This window comes from Mesorhizobium sp. CA16 (genome assembly GCF_020165175.1).
Classification (GTDB): domain Bacteria; phylum Pseudomonadota; class Alphaproteobacteria; order Rhizobiales; family Rhizobiaceae; genus Mesorhizobium.
Genome location: NZ_JAIUHP010000001.1, coordinates 309410 through 327510 on the forward strand (window position 1 = coordinate 309410; position 18101 = coordinate 327510).

The following is an 18101-nucleotide window of genomic DNA, read 5'->3' on the forward strand; positions in this document are numbered from 1 at the left end:
CTTGCCGCGCTCACCAGCCCTTGCCTTTCAGCCTGGTCAGCCTCGCGCCGAGATCGGCCAGATTCTCGGCGGCGGCGCCCTGGCCGGAGATCGTGTCGTGCACGGCAGTCCAGAACTGGCTGGATGCCTCGTTGTACTTGATCCTGGCGGTTGCCGACGGCCTTGGCTGCGCGTTGAGAAAAATCTCTTTCCAGCGCGGCACGATCGGCTGCTGCCGGGCGATGTCGGGGTCGTCATAGAGCGCCGGGATGGTCGGCAGGTTGGACGTTCTCAGCGTCCGGTATTTCTGCATCTCGCGCGACGCGATGAACTTTACCAGCTCGATCGCCTCGTCTGGATGTTTCGAATATCTGGACACCGCAAGGTTCCAGCCGCCCAGCGTGGCGACCGGCCGCCCGCCTTCGCCGGCCGGCAGCGGCGCCACGTCGAACTTGCCCTTGATCGGCGAATTCTCGCTGTTGCCCAGCGCATAGGCGTATGGCCAGTTGCGCATGAAGACGGCATTGCCGGTCTGCCAGACGCCGCGCGTTTCTTCCTCCTGATAGGCGAGCACGCCCGGCGGCGCTATCGTGCCGATCCAGCCCTTGACCATGTCGAGCGCCGCGGCCGCCTTTGGATTGTCGATGGAGATTTCACCGTCCGGTTCGATGATCCGACCGCCGCCATTCGACATCACCCATTCGAGCGCATTGCAGGTCAGACCCTCATAGGCGTTGCCCTGGAAGACGAAGCCCCAGATGTCCTTGTTGCCGGCCTGTCGCTCCTTGTTCATCACGAGCTTCGCGGTATCGGCCAGTTCCTTCCAGGTGGCCGGCACCTTGGCGCCATATTTGTCGAGCAGATCCTTGCGGTAATAGAGCGCCGGCGCGTCGGTGAAGATCGGCAGCGCGACCAGCCTGCCGTTGACCGTCTGCGATTGAATGATCGACGGGAAATGCTCTCCCACCACATCCCTTGTCGCCTTGGTCAGGTCGACCAGCTGGCTGGCAAGCTGCGGCGCCCAGATCACGTCGGTCTGGTAGATGTCGATATCGCTGCTGCCGGCGGCGAGCCAGAGCCGGTACTGGCCGAACTGGTCGGTGGTCGAAGGCGGAATGACGACGATATCGACCTTGTTGCCGCTCTTCTTCTCGTAACGATCGAGTATCTCGCGCAGCACCTTGATGCCGTTGCCGGTATCGCCCGACACGATCGACAGTTCCACGGCTCGCGCTTGAACAGCGCCGAGCAGGATGCCGGCGGCCAGGAATGCTGAAACGAACTTCACGGGATTGCGGACCTCCCTGCGCGACCGGCGACGCATAGGTCGCGGCTCATCAAGGCCCCTGCGTTGAATGCGCGACGCCGCTTAGGGTTCCCGCGTTGTGCGTGGCCGACCGGGCCAGCAGGTCGGTGAAGCCGATCTCGGTGGCTCGCCGCGTCGGCGGCCCGTTCCGTCCGCCTCGCTTCACGCAAAGCGGACGGGCTCCGAAACCCCCGCCCCGGAGCCCGCCTGGGAGTGGCTGACGCATGCCGGCACAGCCTCCTCCGACGCCTTGCCCGCGTCGATCCGCCGATCGGCCGCCCGGCACGACGACGAATTAGCATGCCCTAACGTCAGCCTATGTGAAGGAGTTCACAATGTCCGGGCGCAGGCGATTGCAACGCCGCGCCGGGAGCCTCCGATCCGGCCCGCCGCGCTTTGGGCGTCAGCCTTCCCAGTCGACCGGGATCATGCCGAGCCGCTCGTAGAGCCTGAAGGCCGCGGTGTTCTTCACAATATTGGTCTTGAGATCGACATGGGTCGCCCCGCGCTCGCGAAAGGTCAGGAACACCTGCCGCATCAGCGCCTCGCCGAGGCCCTGCCGTCTCGATTCCGGATGGACGGCGAGATCCTTGACGAAACCGGATGTCCAGCAGAGCGCCGCGCCCGCCAGCAGCCCCTTGCCGTCGATCGCCAGGAAACAGAGAGCGGGATTGAACTCCGCATCGCCGGCAATGCGCGGCCACCACTCGTCGAACGGCCCGTCGGCGCCGTCATCGAACACCTCTTCCAGCAGCGCGTGCAAGGCTGGCGCGTCCCGGTGCTCGAACGCGCGCATGACGAAGCCCTGCGGCCAGTGCGGCGCGGTGAGCGTGTCGTCGAGCAGCTTGCGCAGGCGGATGTCGTTGGCAGCCGGCGGACGGGGAATTGTGTTTTCATGCATGGCGCTGTCTCGAAACGCCGCGCGGGACCGTCCGCTCAGGCGTCGGGTGGCAGGCGGTGCCGCTTGCGGTCGGAGCCAAGCCCCGTCGCCTCGAGCAGGCCCTTGCGCTTGGCGTCGTAGTAGTAACCGGTCTGGTAGAGCGTGTCGGCCCGCTTAGCGTTGCCGCCCGAAACCAGCCAGGCGCCGCGCAGATATTTCACCGCGTATTTGAGGTTGGTCTCGGCGTCGAACAGGCCGGTCGCCGGTCCGTCATAGCCCATGCCGCGCGCCGTCGCGTGCTTGATCTGCATAAGCCCCCAATGGCCATGATTGTAGGCTTTCGGGTTGAAGGTGCTCTCGCGGTTGACGACATGGCGCACCAGCTCGACCGGCACTTCATAGATCGCCGAATATTTCTCGATCAGCCGTTCGATCTCGCCGCGCGGGCCGCTGGCGTGCTGCTCGGGTTGGCCGGGTGCCGCAAGCAGCGCCGGGTTGTCCGGCGCCACATAAGCGACCTGTTGGACGCCGGGCATCGGGGCGACTTTGGCCGACTGGCCGGTGACCGGCATGGCAACGCCTGCGGTTGTATAGACTGCCTGCTTGATGGATGCCGCTCGGCTGATGGATCCAGGGCCGGTCGGCGAGCCGCCGGCCGTCAGCACCGGCGGCGGCGGAAACTGGCCGGCCATCGGCGTCGCTCCCGCGAAAGCCGCAGGCTGAGCCAACGCCGCGGCGGGCGCGCCAGGTTGGACAGGCGGCGGCAACAGCGCGCTTTGCGTCGCAGGCGCGCCTTGCGTCGCGGGCGCGCCTTGCATCGCCAATGCGCTTTGCGTCGCGGGCGCCCCTGGCGTGGTCGCCATGGCGACGGCATCGCCAGCCAGCGCGGCAGTCTGCACCTGCGCGAGGCCAGAAGGCTCCGGCAGCACGGCCACCGTTTCGGGCAGCGCGAGCGTCGGCGTATCATCCGCGACGGCCGGCGTCGAGGCTTCCGCGAGCGCGGGCGCGGCCTTCATCTGCGAGGTCGAGGTACAGCCGCTGAGACCAGCAGCGGCTACGAGCACGCTGAGCGCGGTGAATATGATTTTAGCTGGCAAGCCGTGCGGGTCCGGTTTGTCGGTTGTTAAGGAGTCCTTACACCAGCGATTCACACCCGGCAATCGGGGCCACCCGGCGGTTTTCGGGTGGCGACAACAGGGCCGAAGTGCCATATTGTTCTGGATATGTACTCGTTTTTCGCTGTTTTGCCGAAGGAATACGCCATGAAACCCACATCCCAGATCACGGCCGGCCACGCAGTGTTAGAAACAGTGATCGGCTTCATGGGCATTGCCTGGAGCGAGAAGGGCCTGATCCGGCTTTGCCTGCCGGAGCGCAGCCGCGAAGCGGTCGAGCGCCGGCTGCTTCGCCACCCCGGCGTCTCAGCCTCGACAGACCAGCCGTCCTGGGTGGTCGATCTGATCGCCAAGATCAAGGCCTATGCGGCCGGCGAGGACGTCGACTTCTCGAGCGTGCCGGTCGATCTCGACGGCGTCGACGATTTCCGCCTCGCCATCTACGACGCGGCTCGCAAGCTCGGCTTCGGCGAGACCACCACCTATGGCGAACTGGCCAAGCGCGCCGGCCATGCGGGCCTTCCGCGCGAAACGGGCGCGGCGCTAGGCGCCAATCCGGTGCCGCTGGTCATTCCGTGCCATCGCATCCTGGCGGCCGGCGGCAAGATCGGCGGCTTCTCCGCGCCCGGCGGCTCGGCCACCAAGGAAAGGATGCTGGCCATGGAAGGCGTTCGCGTCGGCCCGCCGCCGGCGGCGCAGGCTTCGTTCGGGTTCTAAGGCGCTGCGTATCAGTCCTGCAGGAACCGGCGGCGGAAACGCCGCTCGAAATCCGGACGCTTGCAGACATAGACCATGCAGGACCGGGTGTCGGCGCTCGGCACGTAGGCGCGTGCCCTCACTTCGCCCGCGTTGCAGAAACGCTCGTCGCGCACATAGCGGTCGTAGAGCGGCAGCCCCGGCACGCGCGTCGACTGGTAGCGCAGGATGACGGCGCCCTGTCTGGCGATCGTCGCCTGCACCCGGTCGCAGCTCATGCGCGTCGGATCGTAGCGCGTCACCGCCTGCGCTTCCGCGGCCAGCAGCAGGAAGCAGGCGGCAAGCAGAATGGTCTTCATGGCTTCTCTCCTCGGAAGGGCAAGCATCCCATCCCTTCACAACGCGGCACCGCTGTCAAAACTTCCATGCTTGTCTTCCGCTCGATCCGGGATCCGGGGCAGCGTCCAGGCAACCCGTCTTGTTTTCTTGCTCAAACTATCCTATATCCGCAGCATTGAATTTGGCCGATCGATCGGGCCGCGATCTTCGCGTTTGCTGACGTCTATCTCCAAAATTTCGATACCGCCGGCCGGACGTTGGTCCGGTCAAACAAAAGCAAATGTGAAGGGCATTCTATATGGCAACTGGTACGGTCAAGTGGTTCAACGCCACCAAGGGCTACGGCTTCATCCAGCCTGACAATGGCGGCGCGGACGTTTTCGTCCACATCTCCGCTGTCGAGCGCGCTGGCATGACGAGCCTGGCTGAAGGCCAGAAAATCAACTTCGAGATCGAGCAGGACCGCCGCACCGGCAAGTCCGCTGCTGGCTCTCTTAGCAAGGCAGCCTGATTTGGCTTAAGCATTTTGCGGCAGGCTTTACGGCCAGCGGCGCAAAATGCGACTAAGTAAGGCGCGCACCGGGCGAAGGTTCGGGGCGCGCGGCAAGTCACGGATGTACTGACGGTCGCGCGAGAAGCGCGCCGGAGCGAAAAGACCCGACAAGCTGGAACAGCAGATAGCTGCCGGCCCGGACCAGACGCTCCCGATCAGGCTACCGGCAGAGGAAGGCGGGCATTGCCCGCCTTTTTTGTTGTCTGGATTTTGGCGAGTTGCCTCCTTCTCCCCGTTCACGGGGAGAAGTGCTCGGCAGGGCGATGAGGGGGCAGCGCCAACGTTTCAGGGCTGTCATTTTGGCTGACTTAGTAAGGCCGGCGCAGCCCCTCATCTGGCTGCCGCCATCTTCTCCCCGTGAACGGGAGAAGGAGGCTGTCCCCAGCCTTTCGCCAATCGCCGGCGCTGCCTTAAGGTACCCACTCGATCGGCACATGTCCCTTGTCCGCCTCGACGCGCTTCAGCCAGGCGGCGACCGCCGGATAGGCGTCGAGCTGGAAGCCGCCCATCCCGGCGGTGTGGGTGTAGGCATATAAGGCGATGTCGGCGACGCTATAGGCGTTGCCGGCGAAAAATTCGTTCCGCTCCAGATGCTGGTTCATCACGCCGAGCGCCTTGTTGCCGCGCTCCAGCGTCTGCGCCAGCCGTTCCGGCGTGGCGTCCTTCGCCCGTTCCGGAAAAGTCAAAAGCGCCTTGCGCACCGCGATATAGGGCTCGTGGCTGTATTGCTCGAAGAACAGCCATTGGTAAGCCAGCGCGCGTTCATACTTGTCAGTCGGCAGGAAGCGCGCGCCTTCGGCAAGATAGAGCAGGATGGCGTTGCTCTCGGTGATGCGCCTGCCGTCGTCGAGCTCGAGCATCGGCACCATCGCGTTCGGATTCTTGGCGACGTAATTTGGTTTGCGCGTCTCGCCGGTATGCGAGCTCACCTCGACCCGGGTGAAAGGAATGCCGAGCTTGGCCATCAACAGCCGCGGCTTGTAGCAATTGCCACTGTCGGCCATGTCGTAAAGGATCATCGCACATACCTCGCGCGTCGCCTGAAGCCCATTTCAGCACGGCTCTAACGCGCCCAGGCGAGACCATCCAGTGATTTGTTTTCAAGAAGAACCATCAGCGGCGCTGATATTTTTTCGCTTCATCAGCGATGCTGATGCGCCTTTTGGATCGAGCATCAGCGATGCTGATGCGTCTTTTGGATCGAGCATCAGCGATGCTGATGCAGGGGCACGACTTTGTTGCCGGCGTCGATGAGAGCGTCGATGGAAAGCGGTTCTTCCTTGAAGACCGTGCCGGCGAGCGCCGGGCGGGCGAGATGGAAGCCTTGCAGCAGGTCGACGCCGCCCTCAAGCGCGACGCGCAAGTGCTGTGCATTCTCGATGCCCTCGACCAGCACTTTGGCGCCGCGCTCGTGCAGCATCGCCACCAACGGCCGGAAGAAGCGTTCGGCGGCGGCATGGCGGCAGAGCTCGCCAAACCAGGCGCCATCGATCTTGACGATGTCGGGTGCAAGCAGATCGATGCGCGCTTCGGTCGAATGCCCCGTGCCGAAGTCGTCGATGGCGATGCGGATGCCGTCGCGCCGCATTTCGCGCACCAGGCTGGCAAGAACCTGGTCGTCGGCTGCCTGTTCGGTGATCTCGCAGACCAGCAGGCTGGGCTCGAGCTCCAGATCGCCGAGATGCCTGGTCATCAGCCGGATCTCGGCGAGCGCACGTCCGAGATGATCGTTAATGGTCGGATTATAGTTAAAGAACAGCGTCAATCCCTCGACGCCGATGTTGCGGTAATTGCCGAGATGCAGCATCCGGCACATCGTTTCGACAAACAGAAGGTCGGGCGCGGGAATGCTGCCGAAGAAGACCGAAGCGGCTACCGGCTGCGCGACGCGGCGCGGCTCGATCAGCCCCTCGACGGCGACGGCTCTGAGCACCCTGCCCTCCGGCGCGAAGATCGGCTGATAGGCGCTCCACAGCCGGTACTCGCCATAGACGCCGAACTGGAGGCCGATCTCGTCAGTGAAGATCGCCTCGGCGACGTTGCGCCGCCTGTCTGGTTGTCCGCTCATGGCGCGACCTTGCGCCCGAACACTCTTGCCGGCCGTCCGTGCAGCGTTGGGGCCGCCGGGCTTGCGGCGGCCGGTGCCTTGCTGTCTTCGCTCGAAGGCTGCTGCGCGCCCTTGCCGAAAACGCGAAAGCTGGTGGGGGCAAGTTCCGGCCGGGCAAGCACGTAGCCCTGTACCATGGAGGCGCCGGACCTCTCGGCGAGTTCCAACTGCCAGCCTTCCTCGATACCTTCGAAGACGGTGCGGATGCCCTGGTTCTCGAAACTTTGCACCATCGCCGTCAGCAAGGCGAAGCCGGCGCCGGACTCCATCAGATGGGTGATCCAATTCGCATCGAATTTGACGATGTCTGGCTTGAGTTCCTTGATCCGATTGATGTCGGAATCATCGGCGCCATAGTCGTCCACCGCGATGCTGAAGCCATTGGCCCTCAGCGCCTCGACAAAACCGTAGAGCGCTTCCTGCGAAGCCGATTTCTGCTCGGTGACCTCGCAGACGATGCGGCGCGGATCGATGCCGGCTTCGTGCAGCACCAGCCGCATGTCGCGCAGGGCCTTGTCGGCGATGTGACGATCGGTGAAGACCGACGGGTCGAAATTGACGAAGATGTAGGCCTCTTGCGGTAGGCAGGCGCCGGCGTTCAGAAGATGCAGCGTGCGCGTCAGCGCCTCGATATGCAACCGGTCGGCTGCCGGGCAGGTGCCGAAAAATGTCCCCGGCGACTGCGGCTCGCCATCGCGGAACGGCCGGATCAGCCCTTCGAAAGCGACGACCGAAAGCTTGCCCTCCTTGAAGGCGAAGATCGGCTGGAACGCGCTCTGCAACGTATAGATGCCCCAGACACCGGTCGAGGTGCCGTCATCATGACGGATGATGTGGGCGAGCCCGATGCTGCGCGACAAGGTTTCTCGCTCCGCGAATAGTCGCAATCCGATCTGCGATCCTGCCAGCCAAGGGTTTACCGGCCGTTGATGAATTTAGCGTTGCCGCTCACGCAGGCTGACTTTGGTCACGCCTCCTTGACCTCTGGCTCATCGCACAATGCTTGCGCTCCGCGCCATGATGCGACATGAGAGGCGCCGCGGCTGGTCCTGGCCGCTTTTCCTAGGAGACATTTCGTCATGGCCTTTCTCGCCGACGCCCTTTCCCGCGTTAAGCCTTCCGCGACCATCGCGGTGACGCAGAAAGCGCGCGAGCTGAAAAATGCCGGCCGTGACGTGATCGGCCTCGGCGCCGGCGAGCCGGACTTCGATACGCCCGACAACATCAAGAATGCGGCGATCGAGGCGATCCGCCGCGGCGAGACCAAATATCCGCCGGTTTCCGGCATCGTGCCGCTGCGCGAGGCGATCGCGAAAAAATTCAAGCGCGAGAACAATCTCGACTACCGGCCGGAGCAGACCATCGTCGGCACCGGCGGCAAGCAGATCCTGTTCAACGCCTTCATGGCGACGCTGAACCCGGGCGACGAAGTCGTCATCCCGCGCCCCTATTGGGTGAGCTATCCCGAAATGGTGGCGATCTGCGGCGGCACGTCGGTGTTCGCCGACACCTCGATTGACAACGGCTTCAAGCTCACGCCGCAAGTGCTGGAAAAGGCGATCACGCCGAAGACCAAATGGCTGCTGATGAACTCGCCGTCGAACCCGTCGGGCGCCGCCTACACGGAGGCCGAGCTGCGGGCGCTGGCCGACGTGCTGCTCAAGCATCCGCATGTCTGGACCTTGACCGACGACATGTATGAGCACCTGACCTATGGCGATTTCGTCTTCAAGACCATCGCCGAGGTCGAGCCGAACCTCTATGAGCGCACGCTGACCATGAACGGCGTGTCGAAAGCCTATGCCATGACCGGCTGGCGCATCGGCTATGCAGCCGGCCCGGTGCCGCTGATCAAGGCGATGGACATGATCCAGGGCCAGCAGACCTCGGGCGCCTGCACCATCGCGCAATGGGCTTCGGTCGAGGCGCTGAACGGGCCGCAGGATTTCATCGCCAGGAACAAGGCGATCTTCCAGGGCCGGCGAGACCTCGTGGTCTCGATGCTCAACCAGGCGCGGGGCATCTCCTGCCCGTCGCCGGAAGGCGCCTTCTATGTCTATCCGTCCTGCGCCCAGCTGATCGGCAAGAAGACCAAGACGGGCAAGGTGATCGACAATGACGAGGCCTTCTGCTCCGAACTGCTGGAGGCCGAAGGTGTCGCGGTGGTGTTCGGCTCGGCCTTCGGCCTCGGACCAAACTTCCGCATCTCCTACGCCACGTCGGACGCCTTGCTGGAAGAAGCCTGCACGCGCATCCAGCGCTTCACCGCGTCGCTGGCCTGATCGGCCATCCGGCCGGCCAGCAAGAAAAACCTGGCGCCGCGCCGGGTTTTTCTTGGACGCCGCTCAGCTGCCATATTGCTCGTCGGAAACCTGCTCGAGCCAGTCGGCGTGGACGCCGTCCAGCGCCTCCTGCATGGCGATGTGTGTCATGGCGGTTTTCCGGCCGGCGCCATGCCAGTGTTTTTCGCCCGGCGCGAAGGAAACGACATCCCCTGCCCTGATCTCCTGCACGGGGCCGCCCCAGCTTTGCGCCAGGCCGGCGCCGGCGGTGACATAGAGCGTCTGTCCAAGCGGATGCGTGTGCCAATGGGTGCGCGCGCCGGGCTCGAAGCTGACCAGCGTCGCCCTGAGCCGCGCCGGCACCTCTTTCTCGATGATCGGCGTCTGCAGCACCCGCCCGGTGAAATATGTCTCCGGCGCGATGATCGTCGGCACGCTGCCGCACGCAATGAGCTTCATCGTTCAGATCCTCTCGAACAAAGCGCCCCGCCCGGCGTCTCACGCGGTAGTTTCACCTCGTCGGGAGACCGTTGCAACTGGCTTTGAGCCGTTGCCGGGCGGCAACCTCGATTTCTCATTCGCGCAGCGGGCGGATTGCAGCATTAGAATGTCAGAGAACTGTCACAAATAGTTGCTTTTTAACCATAAAATCGCGATCTCCACTCAGCGGCAAAGGAATAGATCCAGGCAGCGGCCAAGCTCAGCGTTTCTTAACGGCTAAGGTCCTAGCCATGTCGCGTGCTGTGGGGGCGCGGACATGAGTATCTTGGCGACAATCAAAGATCACAGCGGCCGTATCTATCGCGGCATCCAGGCGTTGCTCGTGATGAGCATCGCCGCCACCGGGCTTGCGGCTTTCGCGCTGACGGAGAACGCCTCCCGCGCCGGCGCGCTCGCGGTGTCGGTGACTTCGACCTTAATGGCGCTTTTGGTGTTGATGTATATGCGCTCGAACGTCGTCCAGCGCCTGCAATCGGCGGCGGACGCCGAGGCCGAGAAGCATCGCTTTCTCACTGTCGATGCCATGACAGGCGCGATGACCCGGCGCTATTTCATCGAAGCGTTGGGCGATTGGCTGAGCGGCTCGCGCAATCGCCGCCAGGCAAGCCTGCTTTTGATCGACCTCGATCATTTCAAGCAGCTCAACGACACGTTCGGCCATCAGTTCGGCGATCTGGCGCTGGCGCATCTGGTCGCGGAAGCGCAGCGCATCTTCGAGGACGGCGTCATCGGCCGGCTCGGCGGCGACGAGTTCGGCATCATGGTTCCGCATGGCGACGTCGCCAGTATCGGCAACGACGCCCGCCGGCTGCTGCATGCGATGCGGGCCGGCAAGAGACATGAAGGCAAGATCATTCCCCTGTCGATCTCGGTGGGCGTCGCGCTCGCGCCGTTGCACGCTTCGAACGGCACTGAATTGATGCTGCTGGCCGATCTCGCGCTCTACGAGAGCAAGGCGGGCGGCCGCGGCCGCGTCACCGTTTTCGACGAGGAGATGCTGTCTGACAAACGCTATCGCCGGCTGGTCGAACGCGAGCTGCGCGCTGCGATCTATCTCGGCGAATTGGAACTGCACTACCAGCCGATCGTCGATCCCGACGGCTCGGTCGACGCGCTGGAAGGATTGATCCGCTGGCGTCATCCCGTGCGCAGCTTGATCTCGCCGTCGGAATTCATCCCGATCGCCGAGCGCTCGACGCTGATCGACATGATCGGCGAATGGGTCTTCAAGCGCGCCTGCGCAGATATCGGGCATTTTCCCGGACGGCGCATCTCGATCAACGTCTCCGGCGAGCAGCTGAAGCGCGACGAGATCGTGACGATGTGCGACCGGGTCCTGCGCGAGACCGGCCGGTCCGCGTCGCAGTTCATCATCGAGATCACCGAGACGGTGGCGACGGCCGCGACGCCCGAGGTTCTCAGGCGCCTCGAGGCACTGCGCGGCCTCGGCTTCCACATCGCCCTCGACGACTTCGGCACCGGCCATTGCGGCTTCAACTACCTGAAGTCGCTGCCCATCGACAGCGTCAAGATCGATCGCTCCTACATCCGCAGCCTCGCCCACGACCAGGTGGCGCAGATCTTCGTGTCTGCGCTTGCGCAGATCGCCCGCATCCAGGACATCGCCATCGTCGCGGAAGGCGTCGAAACCGCGGAGGAATTCGCGCTTGCCCGGACGGCCGGCTGCAGCCGCTTCCAGGGCTACTTCTTCGGCAGGCCGGCGCCGCGCGACAAGGCAAGCGCGTCATGTGCCGCCGCCCGCGAACCGCTCGCCCTCACAGCCTGACAAGCAAAAATGGCGGCCTGCTGAACCCAAGCCGGCGAACGTCCTATTTTTCTTGCCCTCCGACAAACCTGTGTGACGATGGTTTTGGGAAGAGGTGAAACCCTGAAAAATGCCGGTCGTGACGCGATCGGCCTCGGCGCCGGCGAGCCGGACTTCGATACGCCCGACAACATCAAGAACGCGGCGATCGAGGCGATCCGCCGCGGCGAGACGAAATACCCGCCGGTCTCCGGCATCACTTGTCGGCTACCACCCCAGCCGCGGCCAGAACAGGCCGGCTCGACCGCGATAGGCCTGGTAATCGCCCGCCAATGGCGTCCGCGAAAATTTCTTTTCTTCGCCCAGCGCCGCAACCACATAGAGTACGGCGATCCCGGCGACCGGCACCACCGCCCAGATCGACCAGGTCGCGATCCCCCATCCAATCCAGAAGATGATGTATGACGAGTAGAAAGGGTGGCGGATGTAGCGATAGGGGCCACCGGTCAGCAGGCTGTGCGGATTATCGGGCGCGAAGGCGAAGTGCAGCCGCGCCTTCCGCGAGGTGACGATCGCCCACCAGAAGAGGGCAGAGCTTGCCAGTTCGACGGCGAGCCCGGCGAGCTTTGCCGGAACCGGCTGCGATTGGATCCACAGGATGGCGAGAAAGAAAAAAGTCGTGGCAATCACCGCTGCCGAAATCACCATGGCGCCTGGAAACATGGCCTGCAATTGGAAATGCGCCCGCATCGACCAGACATATTGGCCAATGGTCGCGATGCTGCAAACCGAGACAAGAAGATCGAGGAGTGGTTCCATCGTGGGGGTTTCCGCCGGTGCTGCCATCCAGCCGGTAGCTACGCCGGCCGCTTATTTCCAGGAACCCTCTCTTAACCACATGCTTAAAGAAGATATAGAGCCCCGGATGCGATGTTGGCCACCAGCCACATCCGAGGATCTAATCCAGCATGAGCGTCACTGACCGCACAATCCGTACGCCGCAGGCTGATTTGCGCCTCAGCCAGTCGTCTGGTTCCGGCATGCCCATCGTCATGATCCACGGCTCGGGCAGTTCGCGCGCCGTCTTTGCGCGTCAGTTTGACAGTCCGCTCGCCGATGCCCACCGGCTGATCGCTTTCGACCTTCCCGGCCATGGCGACTCCTCCGATGCTCGCGACCCGGCCGCAACCTATACGATCACCGGCCTCGCCCAGATCACAGCCCGCCTTCTCGATGCCCTCAACATCGGCCACGCCATCATCTTCGGCTGGTCGCTTGGCGGCCATGTAGCGATTGAACTTGCCAGCTTCCATCACGCGGTGAACGGTCTGGTGTTGACCGGGGCGCCGCCGGTGTCGAGGGGGCCGCTCGGCATGCTGCGTGGCTTTCATGCCAACTGGGACATGCTGCTCACCTCCAAGAAAGTTTACTCCGAACGCGACATCGAGCGCTTTGAGGCGTTTTGCTTCGGCGGCAGCGCAAGTCCGTCTTTCCGCGAGGCCATAAGGCGCACCGACGGCAGGCTGCGCTCGGGCGTGGCGTTCGGCATGTTTGCCGGCAAGGGCGCCGACCAGAAGCAGGTGGTCGAGAATGCCCCCTTCCCGGTCGCGGTGATCAATGGAGAGCATGACCCGCTTGTGCGGCTGAGCTACTTCGAGACAGTGGCCTACGCCTCGCTGTGGGAACGGTGCCATGTCATATCCGGCGCCGGCCATGCACCTTTCTGGGAAAAGCCGGACCTGTTCAATCCGCTGCTGTCACGCTTTGCGGAGAGGGTAGTGAAGCAGAGCGCAGCCATGCCGGTGCGCCGAACCGAGGCCGGCTGAGCCTTTATTGACATCTTCCGATTCCGGCTTCTCGCGGACGGCCCAATTGGCAGGTGCCGGCTTGGCTTTTAGCGGCTGCGGTCTTGCCCTCACGGCCTGACGAACAGGAGATGGCAGCCTGCCTAAACCAAGCCGGCGAACATTCTATTTTCCTTGCCCTCCCGTCGAACCCGTGTGACGATGGCTTTGGGAAGAGGTGAAAACCCGCCCGCGACGGCCGAACAGGCCGGCCGCCGCTCTGCACAGGGTGCGATCGGACGCAAACCGGTTTCCACTTTTGCTGATCGCTCCTTGGGAAACGCCTGAGTGGAGGTTCAGCCATGGGTACTCGCGCCGGAGGACGACGCACGGGACCGAAATGCATTGCCATAGTCGGTCCCTTCGCAAGCGGTAAAACGACACTTCTCGAAGCCATCCTCGCCCGCACGGGCGCCATTCCCCGCCAGTCACCAGTTTCATCGGGCAACACCGTTTCCGACCATTCGCCGGAGGCACGCGCCCACGCCATGAGCGTCGAGGCGACCTTCGCCACCACCGATTTCATGGGCGAGCAGATCACTTTCGTCGACTGTCCCGGCTCCATCGAATTCGCCTTCGAGGCCGAACCCGTGCTTGCCGCTTGCGACCTCGCGGTCGTCGTCGCCGAGGCCGATGAGAAGAAGATCCCGGCGCTGCAGCTCATCATGCGCAAGCTCGACGATCTCGCCATTCCGCGCATCCTGTTCCTCAACAAGGTCGACAAGGCGGTCGCGGGCGTGCGCGAGACGCTGAAGATGCTGCAGCCGGCAAGCTCGGTGCCGCTGCTGCTGCGCCAGATTCCGGTGCGCAAGGACGGCATCGTCATCGGCTCGATCGATCTGGCGCTGGAACGCGCCTACATCTATCGCGAATATGCCGAGAGCCAGGTTGCCGAGATCCCGAACGACGACAAGGCGCGCGAGCTGGAAGCCCGTTTCTCCATGCTGGAGACGCTCGCCGACCATGACGATCACCTGATGGAGCAGTTGCTGGAGGAGATCGAGCCGCCGAAGGACGCGATCTTCGACGATCTCTCGGCCGACCTGCGCGCCGGCGCGGTGACGCCGGTGCTGATCGGCACGGCCGAGAAGGGCAACGGCGTGCTGCGCCTGTTGAAAGCCATCCGCCATGACGCGCCGGATGTCGAGGCGACGAGGAAGCGCCTTGGCGCGCCGGACGGCCAGACGGTGGTGCAGGTGATGAAGACCATTCACACCGCGCATGGCGGCAAGCTTTCGGTCTCGCGTGTGCTCTCGGGCCAATTGGCTGACGCAGCCGAGCTCTTCCTTTCCAACGGCGACACGGCGAAGGTTTCCGGCATCTACAGGATGCTCGGCAAGGACCAGTCGAAGCTGACATCCGCCAAGGCGGGCGACACGGTTGCGCTCGGCAAGCTCGACAACGTCAAGACCGGCCAGACGCTGAGCTCGGCCAAGGGCGGCATCCGGCCATTGGTCACGCTGGAGCCGCCGCAGCCGGTCTTTGCCTTCGCGCTTCGCCCCAAGGAGCGCAAGGACGAGGTCAAGATGTCGGCGGCGATCCAGCGGCTTGCCGAGGAAGATCCATCGCTCAGCCTGCGCCACAACCAGGATTCCGCCGAGACCGTCCTGTCTGGGCACGGCGAGATGCATCTGCGCGTGGTGCGCGAGCGCCTCGAAGGCAAGAACCAGATCCCGATCGAGGGCCATACCCCGGCGGTGCCTTACCGGGAGACGATCCGCAAATCGGCGCAACAGCGTGGCCGCCACAAGAAGCAGTCCGGCGGCCACGGCCAGTTCGGCGACGTGGTGATCGAGATCAAGCCGCTGCCGCGCGGGTCCGGCTTCCAGTTCTCCGACACCATCACCGGCGGCGTGGTGCCGAAAACCTATATCCAATCGGTGGAGACCGGCATTCGCGACTATCTGAAGACAGGCCCGCTCGGCTTTCCGGTCGTCGATGTCGCCGTCAATCTGTCGGATGGTTCCTACCACGCGGTCGATTCCTCCGACATGGCCTTCCAGATGGCGGCGAAGCTCGCGATGAAGGAAGGCATGGCCGCCTGTTCGCCGGTCTTGCTTGAGCCGATCATGAAGGTCGAGATCGTCACGCCCTCCGACGCGACCTCCAAGATCATCGCGCTGATCCCGCAGCGGCGCGGCCAGATCCTCGGCTATGACGCAAGGCCCGACTGGCCCGGCTGGGACGTCGTCGAGGCGACCATGCCGCAGGCCGAAATCGGCGATCTGATCATCGAGCTGCGCTCGGCGACCGCCGGCGTCGCCAGCTACAAGGCCACTTTCGATCACATGGCCGAGCTCACCGGCCGGCTGGCCGACGAAGCGATGAACGCCAACGGCAAAGCGGCCTAGAGCAATTCCGGGAAAAGTGTGAGCGGTTTTCCGTCCGGAATTGCGAAAGAACAAGGAGATAGTGCGGTTCGCCGTTTCCGTGAAACGGTGAAACGCACGAGCAGGTCGGCCTGCTGGCAGGCTTCTGTTGGAGATATGAAAGCTGGAGATATGAAAGCGGCGTCCGGATGATCCGGACGCCGTTCCTATTGCGGACCGTTCCTGGGAGGCAACGGCTGGTCCGCCGCATCCGTAAAAAGGTTCGGACGCGGTGCTTGCCTGAGCCCGGTCTTTCGAGTGATGCCCCCATCTCCCGAACCGACCAACCGCGTCCTATCGTCTACTTAAACGATAGAGTGGGTCTGCGACATGTTACCCGATGTTACATGTCACTGTTACGCGGTGGATTCAGTCGTTTTCTTGCCGGCTCGAAGGCATGCGGGCAACAAAAAAGCCGGATCAATAAAGATCCGGCTGAGTTTGATTGGAAGTGCCGATTAAGGCTAACCTCCAGAGGGGAACACTCGAGGGCGCTAATGGGAGGAGAACGCGCCCCGGAGATGCGACTATATATGTGCTCATCATGCCCAAGAAACAAGCATCTATTTTGCAACACACGCATGCAAAAAGACGCAGGCTGTGGTCCAACCTGTTCCTCGAAGCCATAGGACCAGAAAAGTCGCCGATTCCGACGCGTTTCCGGCGCTAAAGCGACTGCTTAAAAGCAAACCGAGCCGATTTTGCTCAGAAATATGCGAGTCGGCGAAATGATGTCGATTTCGGCAGGCCGAGTTTATTTTTACGGCAGGAGACCGATGATGCGAACTTTTTCAGCAATCGCCGGCAGCGCGCTGTTCCTGGTCGCAGCGCCGGGCGTCGTCGCCGGCTTGGCGCCGTGGCTGCTGACCGACCATTATCGCAAACCTCTGTCGGCCCTGCCTGGCTTCGTGGCTGTGGGCTCGATTCTTGTGATCGGAGCGGCCGCCATCCTCCTTCATGCCTTCGCCCGCTTTGCCCTCGAGGGCCTGGGCACGCCCGCTCCCGTGGCGCCGACCGAGAAACTGGTCGTCGGCGGCGTCTACCGCTATGTGCGCAATCCCATGTATGTGGCGGTGTTGTCGATCATCCTCGGCCAGGCGCTGATCTTTTCGAGTTGGGCGGTGCTGGTCTACGGCCTCATCGCCGCGGCGGCGATGATCTCCTTCGTCAAGCTCTATGAAGAGCCGACGCTCGCCAACCGCTATGGCGAAGAATACGAGGTCTACCGCCGCGCCGTGCCCGGCTGGCTGCCGCGCCTGAAACCCTGGCGCGGATAAGCCGCCCTTTCCGAGAGGGGTGCCGATATTCAGGTCAGGCCGAGTCGAGAACGGTAGGCTCCGAGAACCGGAACGGAGCGTACTTCAGTACGTGAGTACCGGAAGCGCAGGAGCCTGCCGTTCGCAGGCCGGCCTCACCTGAATATTCAGTAAGACCAGCTGCGCGCCTTGGCGATGATAAAGTCGCGAAACACATGCAGCTTCGCCTGGTTCTTCATCGCGTCGGGATAGGCGAAATAGGTGTCGAAGGACGGCACCTCGGTCTCCGGCAGCAGCTGCACCAGATTCGTGTCCTTGTTGATCACGTAGTCCGGCAGCATGGCGATGCCGGCGCCGCCCTGCACTGCCCGCTTGATCGACAGGATGTCGTTGATCTGCAGCGTCGGCACCCGCTGCCCGCCCTCGAAATCGCCGACCGTCTCCAGCCAGTTCAGCTCCGACAGATGCGAGGGCACCGGCAGGCCGAAAGTGACGATGCGGTGGTTCCTGAGCTCGGCGATCGAGGCCGGCCTGCCGAACTTGGCGATATAGGACGGCGCCGCATAGAGGTGGAAATGCACCGTGAACAGCCGGCGCTGGATAAGGTCGGGCTGCTGTGGCTGGCGCAGCCGGATCGCGCAATCGGCCTGGCGCATGGTGAGATCGAGCTCCTCATTGGCCAGGATCAGCTGCAGGCTGATCTCGGGATAGAGCTCAATGAATTCCTGCACGCGCTCGGTCAGCCAGCCGGCGCCCAGGCCGACCGTGGTCGTCACCCTGAGCACGCCCGACGGCCGATCCTTGGTTTCGGTCAGCCGCGTCTTGATGGTTTCCAGCTTCATCAGCACGTCATGCGCCGTGCGGAACAGCATCTCGCCTTGCTCGGTCAGCACCAGGCCGCGCGCATGGCGGTGGAACAGTGCAACGCCGACGTCGTGCTCAAGCGCGCTGACCTGCCGCGAAATGGCCGATTGCGACAGATGCAGCGTCTCGGCGGCATGGGTGAACGACCCAGCCTCCGCCGCTGCGTGAAATACGCGTAGCTTGTCCCAGTCCAGCGCCATGATTCCCCTCGCGTTGCCTTTGGCGTCTGAATGAAAAATCAGGCT

General features: G+C 63.4%; 17 protein-coding genes and 1 pseudogene. 8 read left to right on the forward strand and 10 right to left on the reverse strand.

Translation table 11 applies throughout. The annotated features are described in order from the left end of the window. Positions 1-10 precede the first annotated feature (10 nt). The 3 genes from LB525_RS01510 to LB525_RS01520 form a co-directional block, all read right to left on the reverse strand. Positions 11-1267 carry an ABC transporter substrate-binding protein gene (locus tag LB525_RS01510; RefSeq protein WP_224543123.1) on the reverse strand — a complete coding sequence of 419 codons (1257 nt, stop codon included), beginning with the start codon at positions 1265-1267 and terminating at the stop codon, positions 11-13. 421 nt (positions 1268-1688) lie between these two features. Then, positions 1689-2186 (reverse strand): GNAT family N-acetyltransferase, encoded by a 498-nt coding sequence (locus tag LB525_RS01515; protein WP_224543124.1) that lies wholly within the window; start codon positions 2184-2186, stop codon positions 1689-1691. Positions 2187-2221: 35 nt separating this feature from the next. After that, the gene (locus LB525_RS01520) at positions 2222-3262 is read right to left on the reverse strand and encodes a lytic transglycosylase domain-containing protein (protein WP_224543125.1); all 1041 of its coding nucleotides are present in this window, start codon (positions 3260-3262) and stop codon (positions 2222-2224) included. 165 nt (positions 3263-3427) lie between these two features. Between LB525_RS01520 and LB525_RS01525 the strand changes: the two genes are divergently transcribed. Next, a complete protein-coding gene (locus LB525_RS01525) occupies positions 3428-3997 on the forward strand; it encodes a methylated-DNA--[protein]-cysteine S-methyltransferase (RefSeq protein ID WP_224543126.1) in 570 nt (189 codons plus the stop codon). A gap of 11 nt (positions 3998-4008) precedes the next feature. On the opposite strand, the gene LB525_RS01530 is transcribed toward LB525_RS01525, so the two are convergent. Further along, positions 4009-4335 carry a hypothetical protein gene (locus LB525_RS01530; protein ID WP_095766594.1) on the reverse strand — a complete coding sequence of 109 codons (327 nt, stop codon included), beginning with the start codon at positions 4333-4335 and terminating at the stop codon, positions 4009-4011. Positions 4336-4613: 278 nt separating this feature from the next. Between LB525_RS01530 and LB525_RS01535 the strand changes: the two genes are divergently transcribed. Next, complete coding sequence (locus LB525_RS01535) at positions 4614-4826, forward strand: cold-shock protein (protein ID WP_027168154.1); 213 nt, start codon at positions 4614-4616, stop codon at positions 4824-4826. A 452-nt stretch (positions 4827-5278) separates the two neighbouring features. Here the strand turns inward: LB525_RS01535 and LB525_RS01540 are convergent, their stop codons facing one another. The 3 genes from LB525_RS01540 to LB525_RS01550 form a co-directional block, all read right to left on the reverse strand. After that, positions 5279-5887 carry a glutathione S-transferase family protein gene (locus tag LB525_RS01540; protein ID WP_224543127.1) on the reverse strand — a complete coding sequence of 203 codons (609 nt, stop codon included), beginning with the start codon at positions 5885-5887 and terminating at the stop codon, positions 5279-5281. Positions 5888-6075: 188 nt separating this feature from the next. Then, positions 6076-6936, reverse strand: coding sequence for an EAL domain-containing protein (locus tag LB525_RS01545; protein WP_224543128.1), 861 nt, complete (start codon positions 6934-6936; stop codon positions 6076-6078). Continuing rightward, positions 6933-7835, reverse strand: coding sequence for an EAL domain-containing protein (locus LB525_RS01550; protein ID WP_224543129.1), 903 nt, complete (start codon positions 7833-7835; stop codon positions 6933-6935). The genes LB525_RS01545 and LB525_RS01550 overlap by 4 nt, the downstream gene beginning before the upstream one ends. A gap of 219 nt (positions 7836-8054) precedes the next feature. On the opposite strand from LB525_RS01550, the gene LB525_RS01555 reads away from it, so the two are divergent. Then, positions 8055-9257 carry a pyridoxal phosphate-dependent aminotransferase gene (locus tag LB525_RS01555; RefSeq protein ID WP_224543130.1) on the forward strand — a complete coding sequence of 401 codons (1203 nt, stop codon included), beginning with the start codon at positions 8055-8057 and terminating at the stop codon, positions 9255-9257. A gap of 63 nt (positions 9258-9320) precedes the next feature. On the opposite strand, the gene LB525_RS01560 is transcribed toward LB525_RS01555, so the two are convergent. Then, entirely contained in the window at positions 9321-9716 is a 396-nt protein-coding gene (locus LB525_RS01560) for a cupin domain-containing protein (protein WP_224543131.1), read from the reverse strand. 298 nt (positions 9717-10014) lie between these two features. Here LB525_RS01560 and LB525_RS01565 point away from each other — a divergent pair, with 298 nt between their 5' ends. Together LB525_RS01565 and LB525_RS01570 are read left to right on the forward strand one after the other, a co-directional pair. Next, a complete protein-coding gene (locus LB525_RS01565; RefSeq protein ID WP_224543132.1) occupies positions 10015-11544 on the forward strand; it encodes a putative bifunctional diguanylate cyclase/phosphodiesterase in 1530 nt (509 codons plus the stop codon). 99 nt (positions 11545-11643) lie between these two features. Further along, positions 11644-11781: pseudogene (locus LB525_RS01570) on the forward strand (aspartate transaminase); the annotation flags it as partial. A gap of 9 nt (positions 11782-11790) precedes the next feature. Here LB525_RS01570 and LB525_RS01575 read toward each other — a convergent pair. After that, positions 11791-12369 carry a methyltransferase family protein gene (locus tag LB525_RS01575; protein ID WP_224543133.1) on the reverse strand — a complete coding sequence of 193 codons (579 nt, stop codon included), beginning with the start codon at positions 12367-12369 and terminating at the stop codon, positions 11791-11793. Positions 12370-12491: 122 nt separating this feature from the next. Here LB525_RS01575 and LB525_RS01580 point away from each other — a divergent pair, with 122 nt between their 5' ends. The 3 genes from LB525_RS01580 to LB525_RS01590 all read left to right on the forward strand — a co-directional run bounded on the left by LB525_RS01580 (position 12492) and on the right by LB525_RS01590 (position 17013). Then, the gene (locus LB525_RS01580) at positions 12492-13349 is read left to right on the forward strand and encodes an alpha/beta fold hydrolase (RefSeq protein ID WP_224543134.1); all 858 of its coding nucleotides are present in this window, start codon (positions 12492-12494) and stop codon (positions 13347-13349) included. Positions 13350-13669: 320 nt separating this feature from the next. Next, positions 13670-15718 (forward strand): elongation factor G, encoded by a 2049-nt coding sequence (locus LB525_RS01585; protein WP_224543135.1) that lies wholly within the window; start codon positions 13670-13672, stop codon positions 15716-15718. Between the two features lie 797 nt (positions 15719-16515). Continuing rightward, positions 16516-17013: a methyltransferase family protein gene (locus tag LB525_RS01590; RefSeq protein ID WP_224543520.1), complete on the forward strand. Its 498-nt coding sequence runs from the start codon at positions 16516-16518 to the stop codon at positions 17011-17013. A 146-nt stretch (positions 17014-17159) separates the two neighbouring features. Here LB525_RS01590 and LB525_RS01595 read toward each other — a convergent pair whose 3' ends face one another. After that, positions 17160-18056, reverse strand: coding sequence for a LysR family transcriptional regulator (locus tag LB525_RS01595; RefSeq protein ID WP_095766582.1), 897 nt, complete (start codon positions 18054-18056; stop codon positions 17160-17162). Positions 18057-18101 lie beyond the last annotated feature (45 nt).

What these genes read in the sequence shown, in the direction of transcription:
- LB525_RS01515 (WP_224543124.1), bottom strand. Translation starts at nt 2,186, where the DNA reads ATGCATGAAAACACAATTCCCCGTCCGCCGGCTGCCAACGACATCCGC.
- LB525_RS01525 (WP_224543126.1), top strand. Translation starts at nt 3,428, where the DNA reads ATGAAACCCACATCCCAGATCACGGCCGGCCACGCAGTGTTAGAAACA.
- LB525_RS01530 (WP_095766594.1), bottom strand. Translation starts at nt 4,335, where the DNA reads ATGAAGACCATTCTGCTTGCCGCCTGCTTCCTGCTGCTGGCCGCGGAA.
- LB525_RS01535 (WP_027168154.1), top strand. Translation starts at nt 4,614, where the DNA reads ATGGCAACTGGTACGGTCAAGTGGTTCAACGCCACCAAGGGCTACGGC.
- LB525_RS01540 (WP_224543127.1), bottom strand. Translation starts at nt 5,887, where the DNA reads ATGATCCTTTACGACATGGCCGACAGTGGCAATTGCTACAAGCCGCGG.
- LB525_RS01545 (WP_224543128.1), bottom strand. Translation starts at nt 6,936, where the DNA reads ATGAGCGGACAACCAGACAGGCGGCGCAACGTCGCCGAGGCGATCTTC.
- LB525_RS01555 (WP_224543130.1), top strand. Translation starts at nt 8,055, where the DNA reads ATGGCCTTTCTCGCCGACGCCCTTTCCCGCGTTAAGCCTTCCGCGACC.
- LB525_RS01560 (WP_224543131.1), bottom strand. Translation starts at nt 9,716, where the DNA reads ATGAAGCTCATTGCGTGCGGCAGCGTGCCGACGATCATCGCGCCGGAG.
- LB525_RS01565 (WP_224543132.1), top strand. Translation starts at nt 10,015, where the DNA reads ATGAGTATCTTGGCGACAATCAAAGATCACAGCGGCCGTATCTATCGC.
- LB525_RS01575 (WP_224543133.1), bottom strand. Translation starts at nt 12,369, where the DNA reads ATGGCAGCACCGGCGGAAACCCCCACGATGGAACCACTCCTCGATCTT.
- LB525_RS01580 (WP_224543134.1), top strand. Translation starts at nt 12,492, where the DNA reads ATGAGCGTCACTGACCGCACAATCCGTACGCCGCAGGCTGATTTGCGC.
- LB525_RS01585 (WP_224543135.1), top strand. Translation starts at nt 13,670, where the DNA reads ATGGGTACTCGCGCCGGAGGACGACGCACGGGACCGAAATGCATTGCC.
- LB525_RS01590 (WP_224543520.1), top strand. Translation starts at nt 16,516, where the DNA reads ATGCGAACTTTTTCAGCAATCGCCGGCAGCGCGCTGTTCCTGGTCGCA.
- LB525_RS01595 (WP_095766582.1), bottom strand. Translation starts at nt 18,056, where the DNA reads ATGGCGCTGGACTGGGACAAGCTACGCGTATTTCACGCAGCGGCGGAG.